Origin of the sequence: Polaribacter sp. (assembly GCF_036480315.1) — a bacterium.
Lineage (GTDB): Bacteria > Bacteroidota > Bacteroidia > Flavobacteriales > Flavobacteriaceae > Polaribacter.
In genome coordinates, this window is record NZ_JAZGGG010000060.1 from 1 (window position 1) to 17,430 (window position 17,430).

Annotated in this window: 20 protein-coding genes and 1 other RNA gene; 10 read left to right on the top strand and 11 right to left on the bottom strand. The window is 27.7% G+C overall.

The window, feature by feature from the left end:
* Nucleotides 1-216: 216 nt before the first annotated feature.
* Entirely contained in the window at nt 217-663 is a 447-nt protein-coding gene (locus tag V3V28_RS12595) for a hypothetical protein (protein ID WP_331365366.1), read from the top strand.
* Between the two features lie 34 nt (nt 664-697).
* Here the strand turns inward: V3V28_RS12595 and V3V28_RS12600 are convergent, their stop codons facing one another.
* The 3 genes from V3V28_RS12600 to V3V28_RS12610 are packed head-to-tail and all read right to left on the bottom strand — an operon-like array spanning nt 698 to nt 2,601.
* On the bottom strand, nt 698-1,054 hold the full coding sequence (locus V3V28_RS12600; RefSeq protein ID WP_331365367.1) for a TfoX/Sxy family protein: 357 nt from the start codon (nt 1,052-1,054) through the stop codon (nt 698-700).
* A gap of 1 nt (nt 1,055) precedes the next feature.
* Entirely contained in the window at nt 1,056-1,577 is a 522-nt protein-coding gene (locus V3V28_RS12605; RefSeq protein WP_331365368.1) for a DUF4136 domain-containing protein, read from the bottom strand.
* 4 nt (nt 1,578-1,581) lie between these two features.
* Nucleotides 1,582-2,601 (bottom strand): M20/M25/M40 family metallo-hydrolase, encoded by a 1,020-nt coding sequence (locus tag V3V28_RS12610; protein WP_331365369.1) that lies wholly within the window; start codon nt 2,599-2,601, stop codon nt 1,582-1,584.
* A gap of 170 nt (nt 2,602-2,771) precedes the next feature.
* On the opposite strand from V3V28_RS12610, the gene kdsA reads away from it, so the two are divergent.
* Complete coding sequence (gene kdsA / locus V3V28_RS12615; RefSeq protein ID WP_331365370.1) at nt 2,772-3,590, top strand: 3-deoxy-8-phosphooctulonate synthase; 819 nt, start codon at nt 2,772-2,774, stop codon at nt 3,588-3,590.
* Between the two features lie 224 nt (nt 3,591-3,814).
* Entirely contained in the window at nt 3,815-4,768 is a 954-nt protein-coding gene (locus V3V28_RS12620) for a transglutaminase domain-containing protein (protein ID WP_331365371.1), read from the top strand.
* Here the strand turns inward: V3V28_RS12620 and V3V28_RS12625 are convergent, their stop codons facing one another.
* Entirely contained in the window at nt 4,769-5,140 is a 372-nt protein-coding gene (locus tag V3V28_RS12625; RefSeq protein ID WP_331365372.1) for a DUF1801 domain-containing protein, read from the bottom strand. It abuts the gene before it with no gap.
* A gap of 107 nt (nt 5,141-5,247) precedes the next feature.
* On the opposite strand from V3V28_RS12625, the gene V3V28_RS12630 reads away from it, so the two are divergent.
* The 6 genes from V3V28_RS12630 (at nt 5,248) to V3V28_RS12655 (ending at nt 9,040) form a co-directional block, all read left to right on the top strand.
* The gene (locus V3V28_RS12630; RefSeq protein WP_331365373.1) at nt 5,248-5,856 is read left to right on the top strand and encodes a hypothetical protein; all 609 of its coding nucleotides are present in this window, start codon (nt 5,248-5,250) and stop codon (nt 5,854-5,856) included.
* Nucleotides 5,857-5,885: 29 nt separating this feature from the next.
* On the top strand, nt 5,886-6,182 hold the full coding sequence (locus tag V3V28_RS12635) for a winged helix-turn-helix domain-containing protein (protein WP_331365374.1): 297 nt from the start codon (nt 5,886-5,888) through the stop codon (nt 6,180-6,182).
* Between the two features lie 97 nt (nt 6,183-6,279).
* The gene (locus V3V28_RS12640) at nt 6,280-6,714 is read left to right on the top strand and encodes a Coq4 family protein (RefSeq protein WP_331365375.1); all 435 of its coding nucleotides are present in this window, start codon (nt 6,280-6,282) and stop codon (nt 6,712-6,714) included.
* Nucleotides 6,715-6,727: 13 nt separating this feature from the next.
* Nucleotides 6,728-8,125, top strand: coding sequence for a DUF4153 domain-containing protein (locus tag V3V28_RS12645; RefSeq protein WP_331365376.1), 1,398 nt, complete (start codon nt 6,728-6,730; stop codon nt 8,123-8,125).
* Nucleotides 8,122-8,523: a hypothetical protein gene (locus V3V28_RS12650; protein ID WP_331365377.1), complete on the top strand. Its 402-nt coding sequence runs from the start codon at nt 8,122-8,124 to the stop codon at nt 8,521-8,523. The genes V3V28_RS12645 and V3V28_RS12650 overlap by 4 nt, the downstream gene beginning before the upstream one ends.
* 136 nt (nt 8,524-8,659) lie before the next feature.
* Nucleotides 8,660-9,040: a ribosomal maturation YjgA family protein gene (locus V3V28_RS12655; RefSeq protein WP_331365378.1), complete on the top strand. Its 381-nt coding sequence runs from the start codon at nt 8,660-8,662 to the stop codon at nt 9,038-9,040.
* Here V3V28_RS12655 and V3V28_RS12660 read toward each other — a convergent pair.
* Together V3V28_RS12660 and V3V28_RS12665 are read right to left on the bottom strand one after the other, a co-directional pair.
* Complete coding sequence (locus V3V28_RS12660) at nt 9,037-9,261, bottom strand: DUF3820 family protein (RefSeq protein WP_331365379.1); 225 nt, start codon at nt 9,259-9,261, stop codon at nt 9,037-9,039. The two genes, V3V28_RS12655 and V3V28_RS12660, sit on opposite strands and share 4 nt — an antisense overlap.
* Nucleotides 9,261-10,466, bottom strand: coding sequence for an NAD(P)-dependent oxidoreductase (locus V3V28_RS12665; RefSeq protein ID WP_331365380.1), 1,206 nt, complete (start codon nt 10,464-10,466; stop codon nt 9,261-9,263). The genes V3V28_RS12660 and V3V28_RS12665 overlap by 1 nt, the downstream gene beginning before the upstream one ends.
* Nucleotides 10,467-10,689: 223 nt before the next feature.
* On the opposite strand from V3V28_RS12665, the gene ssrA reads away from it, so the two are divergent.
* Nucleotides 10,690-11,083, top strand: a transfer-messenger RNA (tmRNA) gene (ssrA, locus tag V3V28_RS12670).
* Between the two features lie 342 nt (nt 11,084-11,425).
* Here ssrA and V3V28_RS12675 read toward each other — a convergent pair.
* The 5 genes from V3V28_RS12675 to V3V28_RS12695 form a co-directional block, all read right to left on the bottom strand.
* Nucleotides 11,426-12,076, bottom strand: a complete 651-nt coding sequence (locus V3V28_RS12675; RefSeq protein ID WP_331365381.1) for a hypothetical protein — start codon at nt 12,074-12,076, stop codon at nt 11,426-11,428.
* Nucleotides 12,073-13,161 carry a hypothetical protein gene (locus tag V3V28_RS12680; protein ID WP_331365382.1) on the bottom strand — a complete coding sequence of 363 codons (1,089 nt, stop codon included), beginning with the start codon at nt 13,159-13,161 and terminating at the stop codon, nt 12,073-12,075. Before V3V28_RS12680 ends, V3V28_RS12675 begins: the two co-directional genes overlap by 4 nt.
* Nucleotides 13,162-13,164: 3 nt before the next feature.
* Nucleotides 13,165-14,262, bottom strand: a complete 1,098-nt coding sequence (locus V3V28_RS12685; protein WP_331365383.1) for a TaqI-like C-terminal specificity domain-containing protein — start codon at nt 14,260-14,262, stop codon at nt 13,165-13,167.
* A 169-nt stretch (nt 14,263-14,431) separates the two neighbouring features.
* Nucleotides 14,432-16,294 (bottom strand): Eco57I restriction-modification methylase domain-containing protein, encoded by a 1,863-nt coding sequence (locus tag V3V28_RS12690; RefSeq protein WP_331365384.1) that lies wholly within the window; start codon nt 16,292-16,294, stop codon nt 14,432-14,434.
* 66 nt (nt 16,295-16,360) lie between these two features.
* Complete coding sequence (locus tag V3V28_RS12695) at nt 16,361-17,410, bottom strand: protein rep (RefSeq protein WP_331365385.1); 1,050 nt, start codon at nt 17,408-17,410, stop codon at nt 16,361-16,363.
* Nucleotides 17,411-17,430 lie beyond the last annotated feature (20 nt).

Sequence of the window (17,430 nt, forward strand, 5' to 3'; positions counted from 1 at the left end):
AGTTAATCTTGAAACAGTATGACCATTTGTTCTTTGTTTTGACATAAGACAAAGGTAAACATTTTTAGAAGCTAAAGCGAGATGCACTAAAGTGCATAGTTTTAACTATATTTGAGACCAATAAAAAAAAAGCATTAACAAATATTACGGGATTTATTCTGATAAAGAAATTGATTAATTGTATTTTTGTTACTTAATTTAAAAAAAGGAAAAATTATGAAGAAAGTGTTATTAGTATTTGGTTTATTATTAACTGCAAGTTTATCAATAAATGCACAAGAAATTTCAGACAATGCCATTGGTTTACGTTTTAGTGGTGGAAATGGAGTTGGTGGAGAAATTTCTTATCAAAAATCTTTAGGAGATAGTAATCGTTTAGAAATTGATTTAGGTTTAGCTAATAAGTTCACCAACTTTAAAGCGACAGGTTTATATGAATGGGTTTGGAATTTAGAAAACCAATTTAATTGGTATGCTGGTGTAGGTGGTGGAATTGTTTCTGCTAACGGAACGGGAATATACGGTGCAGGAGTTATTGGTATTGAATATAACTTTGATGCGCCAATTTTACTATCTATAGACTACAGACCAGAAATTGGAATCTCTGGAGGTTTAAGTGGATTAAATTCTGATGTCGCTTTAGCTATTAGGTATCAGTTCTAAATAATTTTTAATAATAAAATAAAAATCCTCTGAATTAATTTTTAGAGGATTTTTTCTTTTTACTCGCTTTTGCTAACGGATTAAAATCTAATGCTAATTGCAACCAATAATATAAATCACTCTCTAAATCTACGGCTTCATCAGAAAGGTACACAAAACCTTTCATTTTTTTCCCTGTGAAATCCATACTTCTACAACCTTCCTTTAATAAAGATTCTTTATAAATATAGGGGTTTAGTCTTGCCATAATTTGGTCTTTTATTACACCAACACACATTTTATTATCAACCATAAAAACAAAACCACCAAACATTTTTTTGGATTCAAAATAAATACCCTTTTCCCTAAAAAATTGAGAAACTCTGTCTACCAAATATTCTGAATATGCCATTCTATTCACTTTTTGGTGGATATTTTTGTAAAATTTCAGCGATAACTTCTTTTATATATAATTTACGTTCTTCTGGTGTTCTCTTCTTTTTTATGGTTGAACTTAAAGAACCTTCCCAAAATAACTCATTAGAAATTGCTTCTATAAAACGAATACTAATATCTTCAATTAGTTTTTTACCGCCAATCGGTATTCCTCCAGAAATTCCAATTCCGCCATTTCTACCACCACTTCCTATACCAATTCCTATAGTATTGTTATTTTGTTTTTCAGAAGTTTTGGTATCAAAGTAGATAAAAAAAAGAGGTTTAGAATTTTGCTTCAATCCATCTGTTTCTAATTCTTTTTGAATTGCAGCAGTTATTCTTTTAACATCAAATTCATTAAGACTTTCACCATTATCTTCATAAAAATCAAAAGTTTTATATTTTTTGAAATCTGTTTTAGAATCGAAATCAGTAATTACTTTAGAGGCCCCACAACTCATCAAAAACAATAAAAAAACGTACTTTAAACATCTCATAAATTTATTTTTTCTTCTTACGTCTTCCAGTCATTTCTTCTACAGTTAACACCACTCTTGTTGGTGTATCTTCACCTTTAATAATACTTTCTGTGCCAATTGCAATGGCTCTAATAGTTTCTGTAATATTAGAAACGTTTAAGGTTTCTGGTTCATCTGAAGCTTTGTGATAATGAATATCTACATCTATTGGTCCTGTAGAAAAAGTGTGTGCAGGAATCCCTAAACGTGCTAGAGATGCATTGTCTGATCTAAAAAACAAGTTAAATTTCTGAAACGGATCTGGGTGTAAAACATACCCAGAACCTTCTAAGTTCTTTTGAATAATTGTTCCAAAATCAGAACGGTTAAAACCAGTTAACCAGGCCGTTTTAGGCCCATAATTAGATTCTTTACCAATCATTTCTATATTTATTCCTGCGACAAATTTTGTTGAATCAATACCTTTTCCAAAGTGATTAGAACCAATTAACCCCATTTCTTCTCCTGTAAAAGCTATAAATAAAATGGTTCTTTCATTTATCTTCTTTTTACTAAAATATTCCGCTAAAGCTAAAACTGCTGTTGTACCAGAAGCATCATCATCTGCACCATTATAAATACTATCCAATTGTCCTTCTTTATTCCTTATTCCTAAATGATCATAATGTGCAGAAACTACAACATATTCATCTTTTTTACTTTTCCCTTCTAAGACACCAATTATATTACTTGCAGTAATTTCTTTTTTTGTTTGTCTATTTGTAAATGTAAAAGTTTGCCTATAATTGTTTAAAGTATCATACGTTTTTAAACCAAATTTTTTAAATTTACTTTCTATATATTGAGCCGCTTTTTCAATTCCTTGAGTCCCTGTACCTCTACCTTCCATTTCATCTGAAGCCAAAGTATACAAGTGTTTTCTTACAGTTGTAGTATCTATATCTGCAATAGTTACTTCTTTTACTGTTGTTTGTTTGGTGTTTTCTTTACAAGAAAAAATAATTGCAAAAAACAGTACGTAGATAAGATTGATTTTTTTCATTGTTTTTAGATTTTTAAAAGCATAAATATAGCAAATATAATTAAATAGAAGACTTTAAAACATTGTTTAGAAAACAGAAAATATTGTCATTCTTAACTTGATTCAGAATCTAAAAATCTAGCGTTTTATTACGCTTAATTTTTACGTATTTTTGTGCAAAATTTTTACAAATGATTTTATCTGAAATTCCGAATATTAAACATACAAATTCTAACAACTTTTTTTTACTTGCTGGGCCTTGTGCTATTGAAGGTGAAGAAATGGCAATGCGTATTGCTGAAAAAGTAATTACAATTACCGATAAATTAGAGATTCCATATATTTTTAAAGGAAGTTTTAAAAAAGCAAACAGAAGTAGAATAGACAGTTTTACAGGAATTGGAGACGAAAAAGCACTAAAGATTTTACGCAAAGTTTCCGAAACTTTTGGCGTGCCAACAGTTACAGATATTCATGAAGTTTCAGATGCTGCAAAAGCTGCGGAATATGTAGATGTTTTACAGATTCCTGCTTTTTTGGTTCGTCAAACAGATTTAGTGGTTGCTGCAGCAAAAACAGGTAAGGTAGTTAATTTAAAAAAAGGGCAATTTATGAGTCCTGCCGCAATGAAACACGCAGTACAAAAAGTAAAAGATGCAGGTTCAAATAAAGCTTGGATTACCGATAGAGGAACCATGTTTGGCTACCAGGATATGATTGTCGATTTTAGAGGAATTCCTGAAATGCGCGAATTTGCACCAACAATTTTAGACGTTACGCATTCTTTACAACAGCCAAATCAAGTTGCTGGAGTAACTGGTGGAAGACCAGATATGATTGAAACAATTGCCAGAGCCGGAATTGTAAACAATGTGGATGGTTTATTTATTGAAACTCATTTTGATCCTGCAAATGCAAAATCTGATGGTGCAAATATGTTGCATTTAGACAACCTAGAAGCTCTTTTAACAAACTTGGTTGCAATTAGAAAAACCATTAATAATTTATAAAAGGTTCATTTTAATATTTTTTGGGCGTTTTAACGGGCTTTCCATTATATCTTTTTTTCGTGCCTCAAAAAAGGATGTCATTACAATCCCTAACGCATTTACTCAAAATCTTAAAAAAAATATTATCAAACCTTTCCTGTTATAAAAAACTGGAAAGGTTTTCTTTTTTTGATTATAAAGTTGGGCACAATTTTTGAATCATAAAATTGTTTATCTTTTATAATATGAAACAACTTCTATTTTTCTTTTTACTAATTTCAATATCAATACAAAGTCAAGACTTCTCAAATGTTGATAATCTTGTTACTGATTATCCAAGATTTTCTAATGCTCAAGATTTAGCATCTAAAATTAGTACAGACTTTATTTCTGATGAAGAAAAGGCGCGAGCTGCTTTTTTCTGGTTGGCTAAAAATATTCGTTATAATTTAGAGGAATATTATAATCCTACACAAAGAAGTTATAATTTAAGTTATGCTACAGAAGAAGAGAAATTACAAAAACTACAAGCAATAAAAGACAAAGTTGTAAGTGATGCTTTCAAAAACAAAACAGGTGTTTGTGAAGAATATGCACAATCTTTTAAAAAAATCTGCGACTTATTAGGCCTAGAATCAGAAGTAATAAAAGGAAATGTTAGAAATTTACCTCAAGAAATTGGCAAACCTGTAAACACATCAAATCATGCTTGGAATGCTATAAAACTGAATAATAAATGGATTATTCTAGACGCAACTTGGGCTGCTGGTTATGAATATAATGGACGTTGGATTCGTAAATTTGATCCTTATTTTTATAATATTCCTAAAGAAAAAATATTTAAAACTCATTTTCCTGAAGACACTCTTTGGGTTTTACGTTTTGGTAGAATTAGCTTGCAAGAGTTTTACAATCAACCAATTTACGGACATTCTTTTTTAAGTTCTAAAGCGACATTAATTTCTCCAAAAAAAGGGATTATCAGAATTAATGCATCAAAAAAAATAGAATTAAAATTTAAGCATTTAGCTCCGAACACCTTAATTTATTATACTTTTAAAGGAATGAAGTTTGCACAAAATCCTATTATTACACTTGAAAATGAGATTACTACTTTAACTATTAATGATGTTTCTAGAAATTCTGAATTTGTGCTTTACATTAATAATGAGGCTGCATTACAGTTTAAAACTAAATAGTTATTTTCTTTTATAAAAACCTTTATCTTTTAATTGATGTGCTTCCTCTAAAACGGATAATAATATTTTCTCATTTATATCTTCAAGATTTTTGTACCGTAAAGATTTTACAACTTTTCGATTTTCAGAAACTAAAAACTCATTGTATTTTGTTAAATGTGCAGAAACCCAAAAAACAACATCTACATACCCTTTCTTTTTAGAAGCGTTTAAGTAACAAAATGGTTTATCAGCTAAATAATAAAAAGGAATTTTCCATTTAAATTGCAAATCAACTTCAGGAAAACTACCTTCAATTAAAATCTGTAAATGCAATAAAATAGATTTAAACGGCTCTGGTTGATTTAAAATATATGCTTCAGCTGGTTTCATTTCTTTAGTTATAGTAGTGAAAGTTAAAAAAAAATAAAGAAACTATTCACTTTTTGTTGCGTAAATGAAAAATTATCTTTTACTTTGTATTTCAAAGTTCTTTAAAAATGAGTCAAGAAGATTATTTAAGAGACATATCGGAAATTAAAATTTTAATGAGTAAATCATCAAAATTCATTTCATTGAGTGGGTTGTCTGGTATTTTAGCAGGTATTTACGCCTTAATTGGTGCAGGTTATGCGTATTGGTTGGTTTCACAAAGTGAAAATGGATATTTAATTTTAGACGGAGAAGTTTTTCGTTTGGTTATATTCGATTTACTTTTAGTAGGTGCTTTTAGTGTTGGAACCGCTATTTATTTAACTACAAGAAAAGCCAACAAGAACGCTGAAAAAATTTGGGATCCTTTAACTAGAAGATTGCTCTTAAATTTTATCATTCCACTTGCAGCTGGAGGAATATATGTGATTATCATTTTAAATCAACAACTTTACGGACAAACAAGTGCTTTAATGTTGTTATTTTATGGTTTAGCACTATTTAATGCTTCTAAATATACTTTGGGTGATGTAAAATATTTAGGTCTTACACAGATAGTTTTAGGATTGTTAGCTGCCATTTTTCCTGGTTACGGGTTTTGGTTTTGGGTACTTGGTTTTGGAATTATGCACATTTTTTATGGTTCAGTTATGTATTTTAAATATGATAGAAAATAACCTGTTTTTATAATCTAAATTATATCCATTTGAAAAACATTATTCTAAATATAAACAAAGCTTTCGATCATAGAATAAGACTTGGTATAATGTCTATTTTAATGGTAAATGAGTATGCAGATTTTAATACTTTAAAAGAATTATTAGGCGCAACAGATGGTAATTTAGCAAGTCATACAAAAGCATTAGAAAAAGTTGATTTTATAAAGGTTGAAAAACAATTTATTGGAAGAAAACCAAACACAAAATATATTGCCACAGCATTGGGAAAAATAGAATTTAAAAAGCATATTAACGCCCTAGAAAAATTAATTAAAAACAAATAGAATATTTTTTTGTTTCAACACTTTGAAATACAAAGTACTTTTAATAAATATTGTGAGAAAGAGATTGATTTTTTGGTTGTTTGGACATTCACAAAAAATGTACATTAAATTTAAAGACAAGAAACCTTGGGAAATAACAACTAATGAACTTTTGAAATATAAAAAAGAAACCTTTGGCTATCACCTTGGTAATTTTCTGCATACAAATAATTTTGAATTGTTACCAAAAGTTGAACGTCATGATTGTTATCATTTACTTACTGGTTACGGTACAAAAGTAGAAGATGAAATTGCGTTACAATATGTTTGTTTTGGAAACGGAAAAAGAAGTTTGTACTTGTTTGGTGTGCTTTTGGTTGGCACTTTTATACTTCCAGAATATTATAAATACTACATAAAATCTTATCAACTTGGAAAAAACTGTAATCAATTTCATCACTTTAAATACGAAAGACTTTTACTTTTTTCTTTTTTAGAAATACGAGAAATGATTTTTAACAGACAACAAATAAAACAATTAAATAATTACTGAAACAACAAAACAAATGAAAAAATTAACAACATTAATCGGCGCATTGCTATTTAGCATCCTATTTTATTCACAGAACATTGGTGTAAACTTATTACTATTTACAATACTAACAATTGTAATATTAGCAATAAAAAACCCAAAACCTTTTAAAAACAAAGGTAATAATCTAAAAGTTTTAGGGTATCTAATTACTGGAATAACTGTTTTTATTTACAAATCTGATTTATCAATAATTGCAAATATAATTGCATTTTTCACTTTCATAGGAAGTCTTTCTGAACAAAAGTCTTCTATTTACATTCAATGGATAAACGGAATTTATACAACCGTTGTTTCTTACTTTTCTATATATTTTGACACTTTAAATTCTGAAGTTGAAAAAGTAAAAAAAGAAAAAAAAGAAAAAATAAATTATGGTTATTGGCTAAAAATAGTAGGTATTCCAGCAATTGTCATCATCATATTTATCAATTTATATAGAGTTGGAAATCCTGTTTTTGATGAATTAATTACAAACATAGATTTAAGTTTTATAAATTTTCAATGGTTACTTTTTACGGCTTTAGGATATTATTTATTTTATAACATTTCAAATCCAATTCAAATTGAACCTGTAACTTCTATTGATATAAATACCGGAAATAATTTAGAAAAAAGTTCTTTAGAATATATTTCTCCTAAAAAACTTAAAAGCGAAAAACAATTAGCTATTGTGTTAATGATTTTACTGAATACACTTATTGTTTTGTTTTTAATTACAGATATAGTTCATTTATCTGAATTACATAATATGGTTGCATCTCAACTTTCAGCACAAGTTCATAATGGTGTAAATGCTTTAATTTTTTCTAACCTATTAGCTATTGTAATTATTCTTTATTTTTTTAGAGGAAATCTTAACTTTTTTGAGGAAAATAAAGATTTGAAAATTATAACTTTTGTTTGGATTTTTCTAAACTTAAGTGTTGTAATAATTACCGTTATAAAAAATATAGAATATATTGTTTCATTTGGTTTAACTTATAAAAGAGTTGGTGTAATCTTCTTTTTAATAGCAACTTCTATAGGATTAATTACAACTTTTATAAAAGTATCTAAAATTAAAAATTTATGGTTTCTATTTCGAAAAAACACACAAATTGCATTTGTAATTTTAATTATGTCGTCAACAATAAATTGGGATAAAATAATTACTTACTACAACGTTAATAATGCAGATCAAATGGATTTGAATTATCTAATAAACCTTTCTGATAATAATACGTTTATTTTAAAAGACTATGCTGAAAAGAATGAAATTAACGTTACTAACAAACGCAAAATTGATGTTAAACACAGAGATTATTTAGATCATTTACAAGAAAATTCTTGGCAAGAAACCGTTTATAACAACTTAAAAATTAAGAAATGAATTCTTCCAATAATTTAGGCGCAACATTATTAAAAGCATCGACTTTGGCTACAATGATATTTTGGATACTTATGATTTCTGACAGTTTAGATAATTTAACGTTCTTTTTTTTCTTGCTATCAATAATACCAATATCTGTTATTTGCTCTTTGACAATTTTAATAACAATAACGCCTTTTTTCTGGTTGGAAAATGATACAATAAGTGATAAGGAAATTTTTAAAAAGTACTTTCCTTATTACGCAATTATTGTTTTTGTTATATCATGTTATTTCATTATTATTACTGATTTTGAAAGCGGAATATGTACCTTTTTTATTACAGCATTTATGACATTAATGCAATCTTGGACTTGGATTTGTAAAACGCCAGTTATTCAAAAAAACAAATTAAAATGATTTTATTTACACTTATGATATTTGTGTTTATCATTATTATATAATTCACTAGTTACTCAATTTCAAAAGTGATAGTATCATTTACGAAAATTAAAAATATTGAAAAAGCAATAACAATTCTCTTAACACTAATCAAATGATAAAATTCAATAAAATATACTTCCTGTTATTTGTAGCAATATTTCTTTTAGAAGTTTACATAGCTAAATACACAAGAGGCTTTATAAGACATACTGTTGGAGATTATTTTGCAGTAATGTTTGTTTATACACTTTTAAAAAGCGTCTTTAAAATTTCTATAGAAAAAGCGGTTTTAATAACTTTTGTAGTTTCTTTTATAATTGAATTTTTACAACTTTCTAATTTGCAAAATAATTTCCCTCAAGCCTATGAAAAAACGCTAAAAATTATTCTTGGTACTTCCTTTAGTATTGGCGATTTAATAGCTTATACTTTAGGAATAATATCCATTATTATAATTGAAAAATTAATAAGAAAAAATAATACTAAAACTTAAGTATAATCTTGCCTAATTTTTCTAACTATATCTTCTAAACCATTTAGCTGAAATTCATAAACCAATTCCATTTGTTTCCCTAATTTTCCGTTAGGGAAACCTTTATTTTTGTACCAAACAATATAGTGTTCGGGTAAATCGATTAGATATCTGCCTTTAAATTTTCCAAAAGGCATTTTCATTTTTGCTAAATCGATAAGAAACTGTCTATCATTTACCATTATTCTTTGCCATCTACATAATCCTGTAAATATGAAAAACGTTCTGTTAATTTTCCGTTTTCAGTCATTTTAGCACGCTGTAAAACGCCATCTGTATCATTATTGAAAAAAGCAGGAATAACACTTTTCAAAAACATTTCACCAAAACCTTCACTTGCATCTTTTGGTAATTCACAAGGTAAATTATCTACTGCCATTACAACAATAGCATCTTTATCCTTATAATTAACTTCAGTTTCTGTTTGCGGGTTATAACCATAAATAGGATCTGCAATTGTTGAAGCTCTTAATGTACTTGCAACAGGTCCATCTATGTCACAAGAAATATCGGCTACAAATTTTATTTTGAAATCTTTAGATTTTGCATCTTCTCTGGTAAATAAATACGGTGCATTATTTCCATAAAAATGACCAGCTATAAAGAAATCTGTTACTTTTGCAAAACGCATAAAATTAGAAACATACTCTTTAGGATTCTTATAAAGATCTCTATTATTGATAATTTTACCATCTTTACGTTGATTATAATCTAAAACATCTGTTAAACAATATACAGGTTTATCAAAAGAGTTATTTAAATATTCATCTACAGAAACCTTTTTAATGTTCATTGCATCTAGCATTTCTTTAGCACCGTAAGCAACTTTACCGTTTCCTGTTAAAAGAATTTTAATATTTGGTAAATTGATTTTATTTAATTCTTGAATTAATTCTTTTTGGCTATCTAAAGTTTCAGCTTTTGGTAAATTAAATGCATCCTTTTTTAAACCAATAGCTCTAAAACCATTATAAGCACCAACAATACCCGCATAGCGACCAAAACCAATTAAACGTGCTCCGTTTTCTTTAACAATCGTTTCATGATCGTACAATTCTATGTTTTTAGCTAAAACTGCATTTAACAAATCTCTGTTATAAGGTTGTTTTTTGATTGTATGACTAAAGAAAAAGTATTTTTTATTATTGAATAAAGCATCAATTGGTACTTCTTTTACACCAAATAAGACATCACAGTCAGAAACATCTTTAGAAACATCTAAACCTGCTTCTGTATATTGATTGTCCGAAAAAACTCTAATATCTGAACTTTCTACAACTATTTCTGCCTCGGAAAATTTAGATTTGAATTGAGTTAATTTTTCGGGTGAAAAAACAACTCTTCTATCTGGTGGATTTTTGCGCTCTTTTATAATGCCAAACTTCATACTTTAATGATTTATTAGGTACTGAAACGTGTTCAGTAAAAATTGGTATAAATATTGCTCGAAGATATTAGAATTTATAATGATAAGCAACTGTATTTTTTATACTTTTGCAGACCGCGTTAAGGATTGAAGTGACATCCTTTTTTAACTTTTTCAGTTAAAAAAGATATAACGGAAAGCCTGACCACACTTTTTTGTGTGGTGACGCCCAAACTTTTAAAACGGGGACGACTGGTTTTGACAGCGAGGACAGTGGATTTGTAAGCATACCGAGTTATGAAATAACACTCGTAAAACCTAATTTCAACTTTTTAAACGGCGAAGATAACTACGCTTTAGCTGCATAATCCGAATTATAGTAGGATTGGCCTCGGCACACTAGGTGTGCAAGCTTTATGTCCACGAACAGCCTTGGTTTACGGCGTTTCACTTTTGGATATCGTAAAAGTAAACATAGAAAACTTGGTACTTTGACGGGTTTTTGAAACTAAAGAAGTTAAGCTAAAAGCAGATTGTTCTTAATCAGCTTTTGGTCGAAAATTAAGAAAGAACTATGTATGTAGAAAGCTTTTTGGCTGCTCGTTTGGACCCGAGTTCGATTCTCGGCGTCTCCACAATTAACCCTGTAAATTATTGATTTACAGGGTTTTGTTTTTAAGGGTGTAAATTTAGATGTAAGTGTGCGCTATTTTAACACTACTTTTTTAGTTTCTTTTTAGATTGTAAATCTTGTATTATTTAGCATATCTTTATTTTATAAGACACAAAGAATATAAAAAAAACCTCAACTTTTATAATTAGGTTGAGGTTTTTAATTTTAGTCTCTAAATACTCAAAAGAATGGTCTTTAGGAATTATAATATTTGAAACTGCATATAAGTTTATTGCAATAATTTACTAAACTGTAGCTATAATTTTTTTATTAAAAAATCAACTAAATAATAAAATTTAGTTTTACATTATTCAACTTTTAGAAATACCCTATTAAGAATACCATTTTTTTCTATATGCTGTACAGATACTTTAAACTCTTTATTGCTTCTATGAAAAATACGATTATGTATTATTTTAATATATCCTAAACAGAGTCCGTCTTTAAAAACTTTAACAGCGTATTTATCAAATGAATTGTTAGAATCTTCTTTATAGGATAGAATATCTCCTTTTTTTAAAACATCTGAACTAATTTTATATTTTGATAAACCAGAAATTTCTGTAATGAATTTTAAACCTTTAGATGAATTAAATTCCGCTAAAAACTCATAGTTATCAGTAGGTAATATTCCTTGAGTATGCGCGAGCATATAATAAACATCATTAAGGTGTTTTTTGTCAATCAACCAAAAATCGTAAAAATCTTTAATGTCGTTTCTTTCACTCCTCATTATTCTTTGCCCAAAAATTTCAATAACGTTTTTAGAATATGTTGTTGTTGTATCTGGAAAACCCTCATAAATTGAAAATCCAAACCTTTTAGCATCTTCAATACCTTTTTCAAGATAATGAAAACGTGTGCCTAAAGTTTTATTGCGTTTAATAATGCCAATAGGAATTCTCCTTTCGCCCTTGCCTTTTCGCCAAGTTAGATATATGTTTCCTATTGATTTCATATTAATTTTATAAGTTTATTAAAGCGCAAATTTATTAATTTAAACATCAATTCTTTTCTTTCTTTTGGTAAATTATGCTTTTTTAAATTAATAGGTAAATTCTTATCTATATTTTCAATTATAATTTTAATGTTTTCAGTTTTAAAATTATCTTTAATTTGGTTTATTACTTGCTTTATTTCTTCTGGATATTCTTCTTGCAGTTTTTTAATAAGGTCAAAATGATTCAACTTCTTGTCATTTCCTTTCCAATGAATTTCAGAAACCCCTTTTCTTATATACTTATCTTGCATTTGTTTATCAGTAAGTATTTTTTTTACTTTATCAATATTGAATTCACGACCTAAACAACAACCACTATCATAAATTGAGGCAAAGTAACTTTTGGTGATTTCTGACTCTATTAATAAATCTGCTCTTTTATTAAATCCTATACTATTTTTAAAATTTTCAGATTGTGCAATTGCTAAAATTCTTTTTAGTTTTAAATACCAATTCTTATACCACTTATCACCACTGCTTCTTATTTTTTCGTTAAAATCTTCAATGGTTTGCTCAAAGTTGGTAATAATGCCCCAATTTTCTTGATGCCTATCAGAGTTACCAATCAAAGCATCAAAAACTATAATTTCCAATAAGTTTAAAATGTAACTCTTATAATTAAAAAAAGACAAAGTATCTCTAATAAATTGAAAAGTATAGTCTTTCTTATCTTTTTCTGGATTGTAAGAAGATTTATAACCAGTTAAATAAACTTTTCCTTCAGTAAGTTTGTTTTTAGAATTTAAAACCATAGATTTAGAAAGACAACCAATTTTTTGAATACCATCTTTGTTATATCCTATATTATAATCTAGGATATTAAATTTTAGAGATTGTCCTATTTTAGAAGATACTATTTCTGACCAAAACTCACTAGGATACCTAATTTCTCCATCAGCTAATTCTTTAGAGCCTTTGAAAAAATACTCATCTTCTGTTTCAGGTTCTCTAATTATTTTTTTACTTCTGCTACCAGTAGTGTTTTGATAAACAATAACATCCCAATCTGTAACATCTGTATAAGTAGCTTTAAATTTATCCATAGTTTAACTATTCTCTACAATTTTTATTTCATCATCAGTTAAACCATACAACTCATACACCATAGCATCTATTTCTTTGTCTGTTTGGTCTATTTGTGTTTTTATGGTTTGTGCTTCTGCTTTTTTAACCTCAAAAACTTCCATCCACTCCATTTCTTGTAGTTTGGTAAGCTTTTCTTGTTTGTTGTTTTTTATGGCTTTGTTAATTTCTTTTATAAAGTCTGAAAATTCTAATGAATACCAATTTTGAAGTTTTTTTGATAGTTTTTCTAATTGGAATTGAGAAATTATATAGTCACTGAAGTTATCTGATTTGGTATTTAAATAATTGGTTTCATTTAAAATTATATTTGACATTTTTTGAAATAAATCACTTTTTAAAACTTTAGCAATTGGTATTTTTTTTAGATATTCAACTGTAACTTGTGTTGTTAAATTCATCCCTAAATTAAATACTAATTCATAATAAAAACTTATAAGCTTTGAGTTAAGAATTAGCATTAAAGATTCTTTTGTATTAATTTTTAAATCATAAATTGAGTATAAAGTATTAAATGTATAACATAAATGATTCACTAATGTTGCTTCTGGTTTTGTAGCTATTCTTTTAACATATAGGTTTTTATTAGAATATATATCTTCTTTATAATCTATACTTATTAAGTTTGGAATAATGTAATAATAGCTGTTGACTGTGTATCTATTTATTTCTCGACCACTTAAACAGGGAAGAGAATAATTAACATTTTTTTTACGACTGCTAATGGTGAATTTTGAATTAAAATCAATTTTACTTTCACAATATTTACATTTGTTAGCATCTCGTTTTGAGTAATATTTTGTTGATATTTCTGAATATTTCCCACAATTATTGCATTCTATCAATTCTGTTACTTGCCCTAATTCAATCCCTCTTTTTATTTTTGAAATACCACCTAACAAAGTATGTTTTGAAACTTTATTTAATACATTTTGTTTTTCATTATCTATTTCGAAAGAAAATGCTTTAATTGGGTTTTGATTGTAAATATTGGTATTTATTACTTTTTCAAAATTTAAACTAGCTTTATGTTTTCTTATAACTGTTTTGCCATCTGGCATATTAATTTGATAGCATATTGCAACTGTATTAGAAGCAACTCCAGGGAATTGTCCGTAATCAGTTATTGAAATAAAGTTAAATTTATTAATTATTAAATCTCTTAAATTTAAATATGAAGAATTTTTAATAACAACTTCAGGTACTAATAAATTTACGTAACCTTGTTTTTTAGTTATTAAATGAGCTAAATAAAAAAATACCGCAAATATAATTTAGATTTTTTAATTCTAAATTATATTTTAAAGCAATTTCTTTTGAATCGTTTGGAGATATTTTGCTATTCCAAGGCGGATTCCCAATAACCACATCAAAACCACCTTTTTCAAAAACTTGTTTAAATTCAGTTTCCCAAGTAAACGCTTTGTCTCCTGCAACTGCTTTACTATCAATTAAAGAATTACCACATTTAATATTGTTATTTAAGCTGTTTAGTTTTCTTCTGGGTTGTGCTGTACGTAACCACAAAGATAATTTTGCAATTTCTACAGATTCTTCATTTAAATCAACTCCAAAAATATTATTTTCTAAAACGGTGTTTTCTATATTAGGGAACACAAAACCTCCACCTAATAATTTGGTTTGCAATTCATCTATAAACGTATGTTCTTTTATTAAGAAGTCTAAAGCTTGGTTTAAGAAAGCACCAGAACCACAAGCAGGGTCGCAAATAGTAATTTGCAGTAACCATTCTCTATAGTTTTCTAAACTGCTTAAAAGCTTTCTTTTTGTTGCTGTTTGTCTGTTGGGTGTAAAGTCTTTTTCTATAATAGTAAATTCAGCTTTCTTTTCATTACACAATTTACCAATGGTATTGTCTACAATGTATTTTGTAATGTATTTGGGAGTGTAGAAAACACCATCTTTTTTACGTTTGGTTTTCTGTTTATCGAAATCTGCACCTTCAATTTCTGCATTTACGCTTTCTATTTCGTTTAATGAGTTTTCGAAAATATGTCCTAAAATATTAACATCTACTTGGCTTTCAAAATCGTATTCAGAAAGTGCTTTTGTATGTTTATAGAGTAAAGAATCATCTAAAATTATAGAATCTAAAATTGGGTCTGGTTTAAACAAACCACCATTATAAGCAAAGATTTCAGCCTTTTTATTTGTACCTGCTCTACCTTGGTCTAAATATTTAAAATATAGCTTAAAACGATTGTATAAAGGCACTTCTGCATCCAATTCCGCTAACTTATTCCAATCTTTTAGAATTTTAATTGTTGAGTTTGGTGGTAACAAACCCCTATCTTCTGCAAAGAAGATGAATAGAAATCTATCTATTAATTTTTGTGATTTTTTAAATAAGCTTAATTTAATTTTCTTTTTTGCGGTGTCTGTATCTTCTTTTTGTAGTTCTGTTCTAAAAACTTCATTTTTTAGATTCTGTTTTACCAAATCTCTAAACAACTCTCTTTTAAATAAAGAATAATCATTATAGAATTTTTTAGTAATACTTTCTTCTACAACTATAGAATCTTTTTTAATTGATAGCGGAATATTGTTTAGTAAATTATCTTTATGAATGCATAAATAAAGTAGTTCAAATTCCTTTTTGGTTAAGGTAAACAAGTTGAACTCTTCTAATTCATCTGATGTTTCTATATAAAAACGAATTTTTTCGAAATTAGATGTGATGATATACTTACAAGTAGGATGATTAGATTTGTAGTCAAAAGCTTGTTGTCTTATGCTTTCCAAATCCTTTGTATTCGTTCCTTTTAGCTCTATAACACATAGGGCTTTACCATCAACTAAAATAGCACCATCTGCTTTTTTTGCACCTCTTAAATTCTTAAATTCTGTAGTGATGTTATACTTTTCATCTGGAAAAATAGTGTAGTCAAAAACCTTTTCAAATAGTTCTATTAAAAACTTTTGTTGAAACTGTTCTTCTTTACTTACTAATATGTTTTGTTGAATTTTAGGATTGTGAAAATACTTACAAAACTTTTTATATGCTTTATCTATAAGAGTAGCATCTTGTAATTTTAAGTATTTGTTTAATACTGATTTTTGAAATAAAGCCATAGCGTTTTTTGGAATGCCTAAATTTACTTTTTATAAAAACTATAGCCAATTATTTAATGCTAAAAATTAATGTGCTTCTGTATTTATACATTCATTTAGTAAATGACTTAATTCTATAGGCTGTAAATACCCTGTTAAGCATTCGCCTGTAGTTTTGTTTATCCAATCTGTAGAAGAGGTTGAAAAGATATATTCATCAAAATTTGTGATTAATTGCTGTGGTATTTTTTTAGTTCCAATTTTAGGTAAATTGAAGCCGAAACGATCGAAAATTCTTTTGCCTTTCATAGCGCAAAGTATATTGTCTAAAGCGTATGCGTAAACCATTGGAGCAGTTGCTTTTTTACCTTTCTTTTTTAGGTCGGTTTCTGTGAAAATTTTACTACCATATTTGATAGTTTCTATTAAGTCTCTTTCTAAATTTTCTACTTTTCTTATATGCTGTGCTTTTGGTGATGAATGAATATCAGCAGTTTTATTCCATTGAAACATCCATTCTTTTTTTAGTAATAAAGCAATCTCTTTATTAGGTACTATAAGATGAAAATGAGGGTTGTAAGTTTTGCGAATAGGGTTAAAGTTGCATTCTAAAGATTTGATTCCTATAAGTTGTATTCCTGTACCTCTTTGATGTCTTTTTTTACATCTGCTCTTTATTAGGTTAAAGGCTCTATTCATTCCGTAAACCCACTTATTAAGATTATTTTCTTCTACAGATTTTACAGTTAATGTTACAAAATGCGGTTCATCCCAATTCTTTAGAGTAGGATAGTACTTATTTATATTTTCTGCTTTTCTAATAGCACAACAAATAGTGCAAAATCTATTCTTACAATAATTGCCATATAGTTTATTATTAGCACTTATAATTTTAGATTGACAATGATATGCATTCCAATACATTTGTTGTCTTTCTGGTTCTCCTTTCGCTTTGGTTATATCTATAAGACTCAAAATCATTTTACGAGTTATCGTTTTTCTTTTGGCTCTATTTAATAATGCTGGATTGTCTTTTATATCTGTGCCTTTACCTGATACAATAGTAAAGTTGTTATTAATAACCTCTTTTTGTGTCCCACTTTCTGCTAATGTATTGAAAAAAATAAAATTATGCACCAAAAAAATGATGCAACAAA

What these genes read in the sequence shown, in the direction of transcription:
- V3V28_RS12595 (WP_331365366.1), top strand. Translation starts at nt 217, where the DNA reads ATGAAGAAAGTGTTATTAGTATTTGGTTTATTATTAACTGCAAGTTTA.
- V3V28_RS12600 (WP_331365367.1), bottom strand. Translation starts at nt 1,054, where the DNA reads ATGGCATATTCAGAATATTTGGTAGACAGAGTTTCTCAATTTTTTAGG.
- V3V28_RS12630 (WP_331365373.1), top strand. Translation starts at nt 5,248, where the DNA reads ATGAGTCAAGAAGATTATTTAAGAGACATATCGGAAATTAAAATTTTA.
- V3V28_RS12625 (WP_331365372.1), bottom strand. Translation starts at nt 5,140, where the DNA reads ATGAAACCAGCTGAAGCATATATTTTAAATCAACCAGAGCCGTTTAAA.
- V3V28_RS12650 (WP_331365377.1), top strand. Translation starts at nt 8,122, where the DNA reads ATGAATTCTTCCAATAATTTAGGCGCAACATTATTAAAAGCATCGACT.
- V3V28_RS12640 (WP_331365375.1), top strand. Translation starts at nt 6,280, where the DNA reads ATGTACATTAAATTTAAAGACAAGAAACCTTGGGAAATAACAACTAAT.
- V3V28_RS12620 (WP_331365371.1), top strand. Translation starts at nt 3,815, where the DNA reads ATGAAACAACTTCTATTTTTCTTTTTACTAATTTCAATATCAATACAA.
- V3V28_RS12605 (WP_331365368.1), bottom strand. Translation starts at nt 1,577, where the DNA reads ATGAGATGTTTAAAGTACGTTTTTTTATTGTTTTTGATGAGTTGTGGG.
- V3V28_RS12660 (WP_331365379.1), bottom strand. Translation starts at nt 9,261, where the DNA reads ATGGTAAATGATAGACAGTTTCTTATCGATTTAGCAAAAATGAAAATG.
- V3V28_RS12680 (WP_331365382.1), bottom strand. Translation starts at nt 13,161, where the DNA reads ATGGATAAATTTAAAGCTACTTATACAGATGTTACAGATTGGGATGTT.
- V3V28_RS12665 (WP_331365380.1), bottom strand. Translation starts at nt 10,466, where the DNA reads ATGAAGTTTGGCATTATAAAAGAGCGCAAAAATCCACCAGATAGAAGA.
- V3V28_RS12685 (WP_331365383.1), bottom strand. Translation starts at nt 14,262, where the DNA reads ATGCCAGATGGCAAAACAGTTATAAGAAAACATAAAGCTAGTTTAAAT.
- V3V28_RS12610 (WP_331365369.1), bottom strand. Translation starts at nt 2,601, where the DNA reads ATGAAAAAAATCAATCTTATCTACGTACTGTTTTTTGCAATTATTTTT.
- V3V28_RS12690 (WP_331365384.1), bottom strand. Translation starts at nt 16,294, where the DNA reads ATGGCTTTATTTCAAAAATCAGTATTAAACAAATACTTAAAATTACAA.
- V3V28_RS12655 (WP_331365378.1), top strand. Translation starts at nt 8,660, where the DNA reads ATGATAAAATTCAATAAAATATACTTCCTGTTATTTGTAGCAATATTT.
- V3V28_RS12645 (WP_331365376.1), top strand. Translation starts at nt 6,728, where the DNA reads ATGAAAAAATTAACAACATTAATCGGCGCATTGCTATTTAGCATCCTA.
- kdsA (WP_331365370.1), top strand. Translation starts at nt 2,772, where the DNA reads ATGATTTTATCTGAAATTCCGAATATTAAACATACAAATTCTAACAAC.
- V3V28_RS12675 (WP_331365381.1), bottom strand. Translation starts at nt 12,076, where the DNA reads ATGAAATCAATAGGAAACATATATCTAACTTGGCGAAAAGGCAAGGGC.